General features: G+C 47.4%; 9 protein-coding genes. 4 read left to right on the top strand and 5 right to left on the bottom strand.

The genetic code is table 11. The annotated features are described in order from the left end of the window. Positions 1 to 44 precede the first annotated feature (44 nt). Positions 45 to 2,609: a gliding motility-associated C-terminal domain-containing protein gene (locus I5M27_RS17830; RefSeq protein WP_200507749.1), complete on the top strand. Its 2,565-nt coding sequence runs from the start codon at positions 45 to 47 to the stop codon at positions 2,607 to 2,609. A gap of 242 nt (positions 2,610 to 2,851) precedes the next feature. Here I5M27_RS17830 and I5M27_RS17825 read toward each other — a convergent pair whose 3' ends face one another. Both I5M27_RS17825 and I5M27_RS17820 read right to left on the bottom strand, forming a co-directional pair. After that, positions 2,852 to 3,877 carry an isoaspartyl peptidase/L-asparaginase family protein gene (locus I5M27_RS17825; protein ID WP_200507748.1) on the bottom strand — a complete coding sequence of 342 codons (1,026 nt, stop codon included), beginning with the start codon at positions 3,875 to 3,877 and terminating at the stop codon, positions 2,852 to 2,854. Between the two features lie 152 nt (positions 3,878 to 4,029). Continuing rightward, positions 4,030 to 6,216, bottom strand: a complete 2,187-nt coding sequence (locus I5M27_RS17820; RefSeq protein WP_200507747.1) for a protein-disulfide reductase DsbD family protein — start codon at positions 6,214 to 6,216, stop codon at positions 4,030 to 4,032. Between the two features lie 229 nt (positions 6,217 to 6,445). Here I5M27_RS17820 and I5M27_RS17815 point away from each other — a divergent pair, with 229 nt between their 5' ends. Further along, on the top strand, positions 6,446 to 7,756 hold the full coding sequence (locus I5M27_RS17815) for a hemolysin family protein (protein WP_200507746.1): 1,311 nt from the start codon (positions 6,446 to 6,448) through the stop codon (positions 7,754 to 7,756). 119 nt (positions 7,757 to 7,875) lie between these two features. Here the strand turns inward: I5M27_RS17815 and I5M27_RS17810 are convergent, their stop codons facing one another. Both I5M27_RS17810 and I5M27_RS17805 read right to left on the bottom strand, forming a co-directional pair. After that, positions 7,876 to 8,583, bottom strand: a complete 708-nt coding sequence (locus tag I5M27_RS17810; RefSeq protein ID WP_234462593.1) for a DUF2243 domain-containing protein — start codon at positions 8,581 to 8,583, stop codon at positions 7,876 to 7,878. 166 nt (positions 8,584 to 8,749) lie between these two features. After that, a complete protein-coding gene (locus tag I5M27_RS17805) occupies positions 8,750 to 9,742 on the bottom strand; it encodes an OmpA family protein (RefSeq protein WP_200507745.1) in 993 nt (330 codons plus the stop codon). A 288-nt stretch (positions 9,743 to 10,030) separates the two neighbouring features. Between I5M27_RS17805 and I5M27_RS17800 the strand changes: the two genes are divergently transcribed. Together I5M27_RS17800 and accD are read left to right on the top strand one after the other, a co-directional pair. Continuing rightward, positions 10,031 to 11,089 (top strand): class I fructose-bisphosphate aldolase, encoded by a 1,059-nt coding sequence (locus I5M27_RS17800; protein WP_200507744.1) that lies wholly within the window; start codon positions 10,031 to 10,033, stop codon positions 11,087 to 11,089. 171 nt (positions 11,090 to 11,260) lie between these two features. Beyond that, complete coding sequence (accD, locus tag I5M27_RS17795; protein ID WP_200507743.1) at positions 11,261 to 12,166, top strand: acetyl-CoA carboxylase, carboxyltransferase subunit beta; 906 nt, start codon at positions 11,261 to 11,263, stop codon at positions 12,164 to 12,166. Between the two features lie 92 nt (positions 12,167 to 12,258). On the opposite strand, the gene I5M27_RS17790 is transcribed toward accD, so the two are convergent. After that, on the bottom strand, positions 12,259 to 12,972 hold the full coding sequence (locus I5M27_RS17790) for a hypothetical protein (RefSeq protein WP_200507742.1): 714 nt from the start codon (positions 12,970 to 12,972) through the stop codon (positions 12,259 to 12,261). Positions 12,973 to 13,179 lie beyond the last annotated feature (207 nt).

The following is a 13,179-nucleotide window of genomic DNA, read 5'->3' as shown; positions in this document are numbered from 1 at the left end:
CGGGATGCCTATATTTGTTTCCATAACCTGAAATCTCACCGGCTATGAAAACAACTACCTGCCTAAAACTGCTTTTTTTACTGATCTTTGGTTTGCTGCTGAATCTGAACGCTTACGCTCAGAAAGAAGCGAATAACTGGTTTTTTGGTGAAAATGCCGGCCTGAGCTTTAATAGCAATCCGCCTCAGGTTTTAACGAACGGTCAGGCTTGGGGGCAATGGGGGCATGCGTCCATGTCGGATGCAGCCGGCAATCTGCTGTTTTATTCTGCTGGCTTTCTTGGTAACCAGCAGCCTTCCTTATTCGACAGGCAGCACTTGGGAATGTCCAATGGTTTTGGCTTTGGCTTAGTTCCGGCTAATTCGATTTTCGTTCCCTGGCCGGGACAGCCTCAGAAATACTTCAATTTTTACCGGTATGAATCAGGAGGATCACCAACTCAGCCTGCACAATTATTCCAGGCATATTCTGTCATTGATTTAGCGCTCAATAGCGGCTTTGGCGATGTAACAACCACAAAAAATGCATTTATTCATAACTCAGATGCCTTGGAAGTTATAGGCGTACAGCACCGGAACAACCGCGATTTCTGGGTGATCTACCATTCAGAAAGCACCAATATCTTTAAGTCTTTTCTTATTTCTCCTGTAGGAGTGGACTTGGTGCCAATAGTAAGCACACCAACTTTTACCCCAGGTGCTTCGACCGGTCTTAATTCCATTAAAATCTCGCCTGATGGTAAAACCATAGCTATGCTTATAGGCAATCCTATAGCAACAATAGAGCTGTTAAATTTTGACGCATCTAATGGAACAGTAACTTACAAAGGCAGTTTGCCAGATTCAACCGTACAGGGCATTGAGTTTTCTCCCGACGGGAGTATTCTTTACGCCACCCGCACAGTTCCTGTAGGTACGAGCTTAAGCTATTTCCAGCTTAAACAATACGATCTTGGTGCCGGCACAGCATCAGCTATTTTTAACAGTGCCGCAACCGTTTACCAATCTCAAACAGCATTTTCTGCTAGTAATGGGCTTTCCCTCCAGGTTGGCCCAGATGGTAAGATTTATTCGACGGTAGGCTTTACACAAGGTAGTACAGGGCAGCCCATATTTGGGAGTGGCACCCGGTACCTGAGCGTAATTAACCGGCCTAATTTAAAAGGTACTGCTAGCCGCTTTGTCCCGAACATGATCGATCTGGACGTTAACAATACTGGCCTTGTCGATGCAGGCGACATCCTTCCCACCTTCATCCAGAGCTACTTTTACCGGCCGAAGATCACGATGCAGCAGACCTGTTTCGGCGATACGGCTTTCTTTGCTTTGGGCAACCCGGCTTACGTAGATTCGGTGGAGTGGAACTTCGGCGATCCGGCTTCGGGCGTACACAATACGAGCACCTTGTTCAACCCCAAGCACTTCTACGCCACGCCTGGGCCTAAACAGGTACAGGCCATCGTGCATTTCAACTTCGATTCCGATACGCTCCGCCAAACTGTTTATATTCCCGCTACCATTGTAAAACCCAGCTTAGGCAACGATACGACTTTGTGCCTGGGCGACACCTTACGGTTGAACGCTTACCAACCGGGAACCTCTTACGGATGGCAGGATTCCATCAACACCGATTCGGTTTACGTAGTTACCCGACCGGGCACGTACTGGGTTTCAGTTTCCAACGGCTGCGGCACCTTGGGCGATACGATTGTGGTGCGTTTCGACAGCCCGCTGAGTTTAACTTTGCCAAGTGATACCACGCTTTGCCCGGGAGAAACTTTATCGCTTTCGGTAAATGCCAGCGGCGGCAATCTGCTATGGAGTGATTCTACTTTGGCGGCTACGTTTACCGTTACGAAGCCCGGCACGTACTGGGCAGAACTCAGCAATGCCTGCGGCTCCTGGCGCGATTCGATTACCGTGAATTACCGGCCAATTGTTTCCAATAACTGGCTGCCCAAAGATACGGTTCTTTGCAGCACGGAGCCTTTTGAAATCAGAGGGAACCATCCAGCAGCATTAAGTTATTCATGGCAGGATGGCAGTACGGCTCCTGTTTTTTCAGCTGCTGCTTCCGGCATTTATTGGCTCGAAATTACCACGGCCTGTACAACCGTAAGAGATTCTATCCAGATTACGCTCAACAAACTGCCCGAAGCCCGCTTTAAAGATACCACCATCTGCAACGGCGACAGCTATACACTTACCGCCCCTAAAGCCTTAAGCTACCGCTGGAACACCGGCGCTACTTCGCAAAGCATTACGATTGCTAAAGCCGGAAACTACCATGTAAAACTGGAAACGGTTAAAGGCTGCTTCTTCTCCGATTCCCTGGAAGTAAAAACCGAGCGCTGCTTTAAAACCGCTTTCATTCCCAACATCGTTACGCCCAACAATGATGAGCTCAACGACCGGTTCGGACCCAAAGGACTGGAAGCCGGCCAATATGAACTCAGCATTTACAACCGCTGGGGAAGCCTGATTTACCAGCAGCAAAACTACCAGGATCAATGGCCCGATAAAAAACTCAGCGACGGCACCTATTACTATTTACTGCGCAATCAGCAATCCGGTAAAACCTACAAAGGCTGGGTGGAAGTGGCCAAATAGTTGTTGGTTGTTAGTCGTTGGCCGTTGTTGGTTTTTCGGGCTGAAACCGTAGCGTTTTCAGGTTGAATGAAGCAGCCGGGCTGAATCTGCGCACTACAGGCCGAGGTGCAGAGAATAAATTTCCCGGAGTGTTCTTGTAAAAAGACTAAAGCTTTGCCTTATTTTAGTGCCAGTAAAAAACAAAAAAGCAGATCTTTCGATCTGCTTTTTGTTTTAAAACGCTATGGTTTCTGGCTTCAAAACTAATCTTTAAGGATCTTAACTTCCGAAGCGTTGGCATTTTTATACCCCCGGAACATACCGCTGGAATTAAAAGGCATCGCGAATTTTCCTTTGCGGTCCAGGGCTATTACGCCGCCTTCGCCGCCGGCTTTTACGAGTTTTTCCATCACCACTTTTTGGGCCGCTTTCCGTACCGATTTGTGCCGGTATTGCATCCGTGCGGAAATATCGGAAGCAACCGTGTAGCGGATAAAATATTCGCCGTGGCCGGTAGCAGAAACGGCGCAGGTCTGGTTGTTGGCATAAGTCCCGGCTCCAATGATGGGGGCATCTCCTACCCGGCCGTAGCGTTTATTGGTCATGCCGCCGGTGGAAGTTGCGGCCGCCAGGTTCCCGAATTTATCCAGTGCCACTGCGCCTACCGTTCCGAATTTCTTTCCTTCCAGTAAAACGGGCAAGGTACTGCCGGAAGTATCGGTAGTATGATCGAGGGCCGGCTTTTCGGTTTCCCGGGCTTTCTGGAGTTGCTTAAAGCGAGGCTCGGTGTAGAAATATTCCGGCGGAACGATCTCTAATTTTTGTTCCTGCGCAAATTGCTCGGCCCCGCGGCCCACCAGCATTACGTGCGGCGATTTTTCCATTACCGCTCTTGCGGCCGAAACCGGATTACGAATGGTGCTTACGCCGGCTACCGAACCCGCTTTCAAAGTTGCCCCATCCATGATGGCAGCATCGAGCTCGTTTTTACCATCGTGGGTGAAAACGGCGCCTTTGCCGGCATTAAATAAGGGATCATCTTCCATCACCCGGATAGCGGCTTCCACGGCATCGAGGCTGGTGCCGCCTTTTTCTAAAACTGCATAGCCGGCCGCTAAAGCTGCATTCAGGCCTTCCTGATACGCTTTTTCTTTTTCCGGCGTTAAACCCTGCCTCGAGATATTACCAGCGCCGCCGTGAATCACCAGCGTAATGGGGTAATTTTTCTGCGAAAATGCGACCTGATTTAAATTAAAAATCAGGAATATGAACAAGACAATTTTGCGCATAATGAAAGTTGTTTGGGTTTGAAAAAACAATAGCCGGTTTCCGGCAACCAAATTAACAGAATGCGCTGATTTACAGCTAAAAAATCGGAAATAAAAAAGCCGCTCCGGAAATTACTCCGGAAGCGGGCTTTTGACTTTTTAGCTCAGAAATCCTAGCGTTTTGCCAGGTCCTTCCCGAATTTAGCGCGGTAGTTTGCTTTGCCTTCGTCGAGGAATTTCACAAAGTTGGCGATGTCTAAATTATAGGCTATTGGTTCGTTCAGTTTCTCGCCGTCGGGGCCGAGCAGCACGTAATAGGGCTGGGCATTCACGTTGAATTTGGTAACCTGGTAATCGGCAAATTTGCGGCCGATGGTGGTTTTTTCTTTGCCGTCGTATTTCGAAACGTATTGTTCTTCTTTCGGAAGTTCGGTTTTATCGTCTACATACAAAGCCACCACCACATAATCTTCGCGGAGGCGCTTTAAAACCTGCGGATCGGACCAGACATTGGCTTCCATCTCGCGGCAGTTTACGCAGCCGTGGCCGGTAAAATCGATGAAAATGGGTTTGTTCACGGCTTTGGCACATTGCAGGGCCTGCTCCAGATCAAAATACCCCTGCAGGCCATGCGGCAATTCCAGAAAATCGGCGTATTTCGGTTTTTCGCACAGGGTATTATCGTTCTGAACCGGTAAAATAGCGGCCTGCTGCATACCGGAACTCATGTTGAAATCGCGGGAAGTTTGGGGCGGCAGGTAACCGGAAAGCGGCCGGAGCGGCGCACCGAATAAACCCGGAATTAAGTACACTACGAACGCAAAAGAAATTAAAGCCAGCAATACGCGCGGCACGCTGATGTGCTTGAGGTCGGAGTCGTGCGGCAATTTTATTTTCCCGATCAAATACAAGCCCAGCAATGCGAAGATCACGATCCAAAGGGCTAAATATACGTCGCGGTTCAGCAAATTCCAGTGATACACCTGGTCGGCGATGCTAAGGAATTTGAGGGCCAGCGCCAGCTCGATAAAACCTAAAACCACCTTTACGGAATTCAGCCAGCCGCCCGATTTTGGCAAGCTGCTCAGCCACGACGGGAAAATAGCGAATAAGGTAAACGGCAGCGCAAAGGCCAGCGAGTAGGCAAACATGCCAATGGTTGGTTTCAGAATATCGCCGGAGGCCGAAGCAATTAAAATACTACCTACAATGGGCCCGGTGCACGAAAACGAAACCAGCACCAGGGTAAACGCCATGAAAAATACGCCCAGCCAACCTCCTTTATCGGCTTGTTTATCTACGCTGGTAAGCCAGGAACTAGGCAACGTAATTTCAAACATACCTAAGAACGACATGGCAAAAATGAGGAAGATCAGGAAGAAAAGTACGTTGGGCAGCCAGTGCGTGCTCAGGAAATTGGCCGCGTCGCCGCCAAAGATGCGGGAAACCAGTGTACCGATTATGGTATAAATGGCAATGATGGAAAACCCGTATACCACCGCTTTAAAAATGGCCGAAGCCCGGCTCCCGCTGTTCCCGGTGAAGAAACTCACCGTCATGGGCACCATCGGGAATACGCAGGGCGTAAGCAAAGCCACCAAACCGGAACCGAACGCGATCAGGAAAAACGACCACAGGCTCTCCGGAACGGCGGCCGTTGCCGGGGCAGTTGCAGCAGCGCTTACCGCAGTTTTTTCCTCCGAAACCATAGCATTTTGGGCAGAATCGTTGGCAACTTCGGCGGCTACATTCGGAGCTACGGCGTTGTCGGCGGGCGCAGCAGAAGCAGTTAAAGAATCGGTTTCTACAATTGGTGCAGCAATGGCTGGCGTTTTACCTGGCGTGGCGCTGCCGGTTGATTTTGCAGGAGTAGTGGTAGCAGTACCGCTTACTTTAATATGATCGAAGGTAAAATCTTCGTTGAAGGGAATGCATTTGCCGTCGGTTTCGGTGCAGGTCTGGTAATCGTAAGTGCCTTTAATAACCGGGTTGGCCTGCAGAATTCTTACTTTCTGGCGGAATTGGGCGGTTTTGGTAAAATAGGTGTATTCCCCGCCCCAGATATCGTCGAATTTCTTTTTCGGATTTACGGGTTTTATTTTGCCGATTATTTCATACGCCGGGCTTTTTTTGAATTCGAACGTGGTAACCGTAGGGCCTAAATTCGGATCGAAATCAGAAGAGTATAAATACCAGTCCTGGTCAATTTTAGCGTTAAAGATAAGCTCTACCTCCTCGCCTATTTTCACCTCTTTTTTCGAAACATCGAGGCTCCATTTAACGGGCTCCAGGATTTGGGCTTCTGCCGCCAGCCGGACAAAGAATGTTAAAAACAGCAGGAAATATATGCGGGTTTTCATTTAAAAAGAAACAGGTTACAAAAACACTAAGCCATTGAAAATTAAAAGCAATTACGCACTTTTTCGGGAATTTTGATACCCTTTTTTCAGAATTACCCAAACTGGTTTCAACCGCCGCGCTTTAATTTAACGTAAACTCGGCCAGCCAATTGTTTGAAATTAACCGGATAACCGTAATTTTGGCTTAACTTCGGAAATTTCTGTTCTTCCGGACGCCTCATACCAACTTATGATTCTCAATATTCTGATTACCATTTTCCTGGTTTTACTCAACGGTTTTTTTGTGGCCGCCGAGTTTGCACTGGTAAAAGTCCGGGCCTCGCAGCTGGAACTCCGGGCGCAGGCCGGCAACAAACTTGCATCCGTAGCCCACAACATGACCCATAAACTGGATGCTTACCTTTCGGCTACGCAGCTGGGCATTACGCTCGCCTCGCTGGGTCTGGGCTGGGTAGGCGAAGGCGTGGTATCCGAAATTATTATTCACCTGATGCACCAGGCGGGCTACGAAGGTACCGAAGCGCTGGCCCACAGCATTGCTTTGCCTATTTCCTTTGCCTTAATTACGGTGCTGCACATTGTTTTCGGAGAACTTGCCCCAAAATCGCTGGCCATTCAGCGCCCGGAATCTACGAGTTTGGCGATCGCCTATCCTTTAAAATTCTTTTACTTCCTTTTTCAGCCGGCCATCTGGATCCTGAACGGTTTTTCGAACTTTATTCTGCGCCTGATGGGTATTTCGCCCATGCACGGTTCGGAAGTGCATACGGCTGCCGAACTGCGTTTGCTTTTTGAACAAAGCAAGGAAAGCGGCGAAATAGAAGTTTCGGAGCACGAACTGATCGAGAACGTTTTTCAGTTTTCGGAACGGATGGTGAAACAGATCATGGTGCCGCGCACCAGCGTTACGGCCCTGGCCATTGATATGCCCACCGAAAAAATAATGGAGCGTATTTTTGCCGAAGGCTTTACCCGCATGCCGGTTTACAAAGAAACCATCGATAATATAGTGGGCGTGCTTTACGTGAAAGACCTGCTCATAAAAATGCGCCAGAATGAAGAGATCGAGATCGGAAAACTGATGCGGCCGGCTTATTTTGTTCCGGAAACCAAGAAAATAAACCGCCTTTTACAGCAATTCCAGCGCAAGCGTTTGCACATGGCCATTGTAACCGATGAGTTTGGCGGTGTGGCTGGCATTGTAACCATAGAAGATATTATGGAAGAACTGGTGGGCGAAATTCAGGACGAATACGATGACGAAAATGCCATTGTAAAGAAAACCGCCGATTTTGAATACCAGCTCGAAGGCTCGGCTTATATTTCCGACGTAAACGAATTCCTGCCCTACCCGCTGCCAGAAGGCGATGATTACGAAACGGTGGGCGGTTTTGTGAACTACATTTTTGGCCACATTCCGGACAAAGAAGAAGCCATGGTTTTTGACGTGTACGACGTGAAAGTGCTCGAAAAATCGGACCGCAAAATTGAACTGGTGCAGCTAAGAGTTACCGAAGATAAACGGGATGATATTCTTTAGTTTAGTGATTAGGGAATAATGATTCGTGATTAGTTTTTGATCTGAAAACGATAGCGTTTTCCATGAAGAAAGTCAGCGTTGGTAACAGCGCTGACTTTCTTATTTTAAAACGATACTGTTTATCGGCTAATATCTGCTGGTATCTGTCTTTTTTTGTTAACCAGCCAATAGCCCATAAGCAGCATCAGCACTGAAATTCCTAAAAAGCCGAAATTCCAAAAACCGGGATGGGCAGTTACTTCTTTTACGTTGTGCAATTTCAGCAGATGGTGATCTATAATACCTTCAATAATATTGAACAGGCCCCAGCCGGCAAGCAGGCCACCGGCTAATATTTTCCCGGACCGGTCTATGTTTTCCCGGTGCAGCAGTTTCCAGAGTAAGATTATGCCCGTAAAAACGACCATAAGGGTAAATAAATGAAAAATGCCATCCCAGAACATGTTCACGCTTTTGGTGGTGAGCGTTACGGGCGGCATACGATTAGAAACCATTTCATGCCACTGCAGGATCTGGTGCAGCACAATGCCGTCTATAAAGCCTCCCAAGCCAATACCCAGTACAAGCGAAGCAGTGGTAAGCGGAACCGGATCTAAATAGTTTATGTCCGGATTAGCCACCACCCGGTTATTATGACTTTTTGCAGAAAGATAGGTTAGAAAAGCCACCAAACCTCCCAGCACTATAAAGGCCGAAAGCATGACGAAAAGGTTCGGAAAAAAGTCGGCATTATAGATATTTTCCTGTACCTGCCGGTTGCAGGTAATACAACCAAACCCTTTGTAACTACAAAAAAGAAAAGCTGTAAGTATGGTAACTTTTTTCATATCCGTTCTTGCTTTCAGAATTATCTTAATTCCCGGATATCCTATACGCACCTTAACAGGCTTCGGCTTTCTTACAGGTGGTTTCTATGCGTAATACCTAACCACAAAAAAAGTCAGACCTTGCGGCCTGACTTTTTCACTATAAAAACATACCGTTTTCCGGCAATTAATTCGTTTCCAGGATCTGGAAAAGTTCGTTCAGTTTCGGAGTTAAGATAATTTCGGTGCGACGGTTTTTCTGGCGCGCATCGGCTGATTTAGAAGCTTCCAAAGGCACGTTATCGGCGCGGCCGCTTGGCGTAATGCGGGCACCCGGGAAACCGGCGTCGGCTAAAATACGGGTAATTTCGGTGGCGCGCAACACGCTCAGGTCCCAGTTATCTTTAATGCCACCCGAAGCTTTGCTGATCGGCACATCGTCGGTGTGGCCTTCTACTACCACGTTCACTTCATCCTGGTCTTTCAGGGCTTTGGCCAGTTTCTGCAGCGCGTCTTCGCCTTTTTTATCCACTTTAGTAGAGCCCGATTTAAAGAGCAATTGCTCGGAAAGCGACACGTACACCTTGCCGTTTTTCACGTTCACGGTCAGGTCTTTGGAGTTGAAGCCCAGCAAAGCATTGTTCACTTTGTTTTTCAGGTTGGCAACGGCTTTGTCTTTTTCGTCCAGGATGCGCTGCAGTTCTTTCAGTTTTTCCTCGCGCGCTTTCAGGTCGGTGCTTAGCTGATCGATCTGGCCTTTGCTTTTATTTAAAGAGGCATCCAGGGCTTTCATTTCCGCTTCGCGGCGCGCCAGGTCACCCGATAATTTGGTGGTTTCGGAAGCGCTGTTGGCCAGCAGTTTTTCGTGGTTTTTGTTCAGGCGGTCGTAGGTGTTGTTCAGGTCGTTGTAAAGCTGCTTGGTTTTGCGCAGAATGATACCCGTCTGAATAGAATCAGCTACCAGTTTATTATTGTTCTTGGTTAATTCGGCGTAAAGCTCGTCCAGGTTTTTCTTATCGGCCTGAAGTTTAGCCAGGCTGTTGTCGCATTCGGCCTTTTCGCGTTCCAGGTTCATTTTCTGGCTCAGCAGGTCGTCGTACTTTTTAGAGGCTACGCAACCCGAAAGCAGGGCGCCGCCCAGCAAAAACGTGCAGGCGCTTCGGATAAAAGTTGTGTTCATAAGTATTGAAAGATGAAAGAGTATAGCTCACAAATATAACTAAAAACCAGAACGGGACGCAAAAAACTGTACTGCATAAAACGGTAGGTTTTTCGGCCCTAAAACTAAAAACAGGCTTTAAAACAAGGTTTGCCATACCAGATCATGGTTTTTGTTCCGGATAATCGATTTTCCGCCCGAAACTGCGGCCGAACAGATGCCGGAAATTATGGCGGGTAACTTTTTACCGCTATATTTGCGCAAAATTTAGGAGCCGAATTCAATTCCTTAACTCTTTTATATACCCAGATGAACCACGATAATATTGTTTCCCTGTTGGGCAAAGACGGCGAGAGCCTGCTTACGCACGAGTGTAAAACGATCTCTAAAGACATGCTGCACTTGCCAGGTCCGGATTTCGTAGACCGCGTTTTTGGTCAGAGCAACCGCAGCCCGCAAGTGTTGCGTAATTTAGGCCAGCTGTACAACACCGGCCGTTTAGCGGGTACCGGTTACCTGTCTATCCTGCCGGTTGACCAGGGCATTGAGCACACTGCCGGTGCTTCTTTCGCACCAAACCCTATTTACTTCGATCCGGAAAACATTATTAAACTGGCTATTGAAGGCGGTTGCAACGCCGTGGCTACTACGTATGGTAACTTGGCCATGATGAGCCGCAAATACGCGCACAAAATTCCTTTTGTAGTAAAGATCAACCACAACGAACTTTTAACTTACCCGAACAAATTCGACCAGATCATGTTCGGTTCAGTTGAAGAAGCCTGGAACTTAGGTGCTGCTGCCGTTGGTGCAACCATCTATTTCGGTTCGGAAGAATCTTCCCGCCAGATCATCGAGGTTGCGGAAGCTTTCGAGCGTGCGCACCAGTTGGGTATGGCTACTATTCTGTGGTGCTATGCGCGGAACAATGCGTTCAAAAAAGACGGCGTAGATTATCACGTTGCTTCCGATATTACTGCCCAGGCAAACCACTTAGGCGTAACCATTCAGGCCGATATCATCAAGCAGAAATTACCGGAAAACAACGGCGGTTTCAAGGCGATCAACTTCGCAAAATCGCACCCGGCTATGTACGATAAACTTTCTTCTGACAACCCGATCGACCTGACCCGTTACCAGGTGGCGAACTGCTACATGGGCCGCGCCGGCCTGATCAACTCCGGTGGCGAATCGAAAGGTGAATCGGATATGGCAGATGCAGTACGTACTGCGGTAGTTAACAAACGTGCCGGTGGTATGGGATTGATCTCTGGCCGTAAGGCATTCCAGAAAGACATGAAAGTTGGCGTGGAGTTACTGAACGCTATTCAGGATGTTTACCTGGATAACCAGATCACAGTAGCGTAAGTATTTGCTTTGTTGCGATTTACGCTTTTTTAATAACAAAACGGCCGGTTGCGCTGCCCGAAAAAAAGGCGAAGCAACCGGCCGTTTTTTCGTTTTTAGTCGTTAATTTTACGGCTCGCTTTTTTTGAAATTGATTTTGGTACTGCGCCTGGCGCTTAACGAATATATTGTATGTCTTGGTTTAAACGCGTAGAAAAAGGGATCATCACGCCCACCGAAGGAAAAAAAGAAACTCCGGAAGGCCTTTGGTATAAATGTCCGAGCTGCAAAACGGTAACCAATACCGCCGAGCACCGCAAGAACATGTACACGTGCCCAAGCTGCAACCACCACGACCGCATCGATTCGGCCGAATATTTCGAGATCCTTTTCGACGACAACAAGTTTGAAGAACTGGACCCGAACCTGACCTCAGCCGACCCGCTGGAATTTGTGGACACGCAGGCTTACCCGAGCCGCATTGCCTTAACGCAGCGCAAAACGCATTTAAAAGATGCCGTACGCAGCGCCCACGGCAAAATGAATGGCGTAGACCTGGTAGTTTCCTGCATGGATTTTAAATTCATCGGCGGTTCTATGGGTTCAGTGGTAGGCGAAAAAATTGCCCGCGCCATTGATTATGCCCGCACGCACAAAATCCCGTTCCTCATGATCTCGAAATCGGGCGGCGCACGCATGATGGAAGCTGGTTTCTCCTTGATGCAGATGGCCAAAACTTCTGCCAAACTGGCTTTGCTGGCCAACGCCAAGATTCCTTATATTTCGCTTTTAACCGACCCGACCACGGGCGGCGTAACGGCTTCGTATGCCATGCTCGGCGATTTCAATATTTCGGAGCCGGGCGCTTTAATTGGTTTTGCCGGCCCGCGCGTGATCAAAGAAACTATTGGCAAAGACCTGCCGAAAGGTTTCCAGAGCGCCGAATTCGTTTTAGAGCACGGTTTCCTGGACTTTATTGTAGACCGCAAGCAACTCAAACAACAATTAACTGATTTGCTGACCATGCTGCAACCGGAAGGTACCGCAGAAATGGCAGCAATCGAAACGGTAGCCAAAAGCACTAAAAAAGTAAAATAACGCCTGAACCTAGCCTGAAAAACGGTAGGGTTTTAAAGCAAAAAACCGGGCAGTGTAAAAGCTGTCCGGTTTTTTTATGTCTTTTCTGAAAATCAGAATTTATAAACTAACTGAATATTGGAGAGTGGCTGGCACCAAACGCTGGTAACCCGGCTTTTATATGAATCATTTGCATAGGTATCTGGACTACCATCACTGAAAAAACGGCTATGATAATAATTCATTTCATGCCGGGAATGTTGCAGATTCAAACTCGTTTCGGTGGCCAGATACAATTTCTGACTAATTTTGAACTGCAAACCAACCAAAGGCTTCAGAAAATAGGTTAATGTACGCTGACTAGTCTCACGGTTATTTAATATTATGATATACTCATTTTGCCACGTGTCATAATATTCTTCAAATTCGGTATTTTCCGAATTTTTCTGATAACCAAAGCCAGCATCTGCTCCATAATAGAATTGAAAACGGTTATTCAGTTTTTGTTGCCACTCATACCCTAAGGCTACTTTTCCGGAAAAATCAGAATGATCCCTACGGTGCATCAGATCACCGCTATGGTTCAAAGGTTCGCTATATTGGTTGTATTGTCCAGTTGTAGTTAACCTCCAGGCCTGATTTTCTTTCACCTGCCGCTTATAAATTAAACCAACCGGCAATGAACGGTTACTTTCAAATAATTTATCGAGCGAAGGACTGGCAATAATGCCCAAATGGTTTTTGGTTTCAGCAGAATCTGAAGACTGAGCAATTACGGGCGTACCTAAACCCAGAAAAGCCAGGGCGACCAGAAGTTTGTTTTTCATAAATAGTAGGGTTTGAATATTCCCGGGAAAATAGACATTCTTTTTGTTAAAAACACAGGAAACAAAGAGAACTCCTGGAAAACGCTATGCTTTTCGGCTTGAAAATTGCCTGTTACATTTACCTGGAAAATTTTTAAAACTTTAATCAATTGAAAATCAGCAATCAATTCCAGAACACCGCAAAGAATATATATTTCCCTATATTAA

It is taken from the genome of Adhaeribacter terrigena, assembly GCF_016623615.1.
GTDB lineage: Bacteria > Bacteroidota > Bacteroidia > Cytophagales > Hymenobacteraceae > Adhaeribacter_A > Adhaeribacter_A terrigena.
The sequence above is the reverse complement of the archived record's forward strand: the minus strand, read 5'-3'. Positions and strand labels throughout refer to the sequence as shown.

Coding starts and splice junctions, on each gene's coding strand:
- I5M27_RS17820 (WP_200507747.1), bottom strand. CDS start 6,216: ATGAAAACCCGCATATATTTCCTGCTGTTTTTAACATTCTTTGTCCGG.
- I5M27_RS17830 (WP_200507749.1), top strand. CDS start 45: ATGAAAACAACTACCTGCCTAAAACTGCTTTTTTTACTGATCTTTGGT.
- I5M27_RS17810 (WP_234462593.1), bottom strand. CDS start 8,583: ATGAAAAAAGTTACCATACTTACAGCTTTTCTTTTTTGTAGTTACAAA.
- I5M27_RS17815 (WP_200507746.1), top strand. CDS start 6,446: ATGATTCTCAATATTCTGATTACCATTTTCCTGGTTTTACTCAACGGT.
- I5M27_RS17800 (WP_200507744.1), top strand. CDS start 10,031: ATGAACCACGATAATATTGTTTCCCTGTTGGGCAAAGACGGCGAGAGC.
- I5M27_RS17805 (WP_200507745.1), bottom strand. CDS start 9,742: ATGAACACAACTTTTATCCGAAGCGCCTGCACGTTTTTGCTGGGCGGC.
- accD (WP_200507743.1), top strand. CDS start 11,261: ATGTCTTGGTTTAAACGCGTAGAAAAAGGGATCATCACGCCCACCGAA.
- I5M27_RS17790 (WP_200507742.1), bottom strand. CDS start 12,972: ATGAAAAACAAACTTCTGGTCGCCCTGGCTTTTCTGGGTTTAGGTACG.
- I5M27_RS17825 (WP_200507748.1), bottom strand. CDS start 3,877: ATGCGCAAAATTGTCTTGTTCATATTCCTGATTTTTAATTTAAATCAG.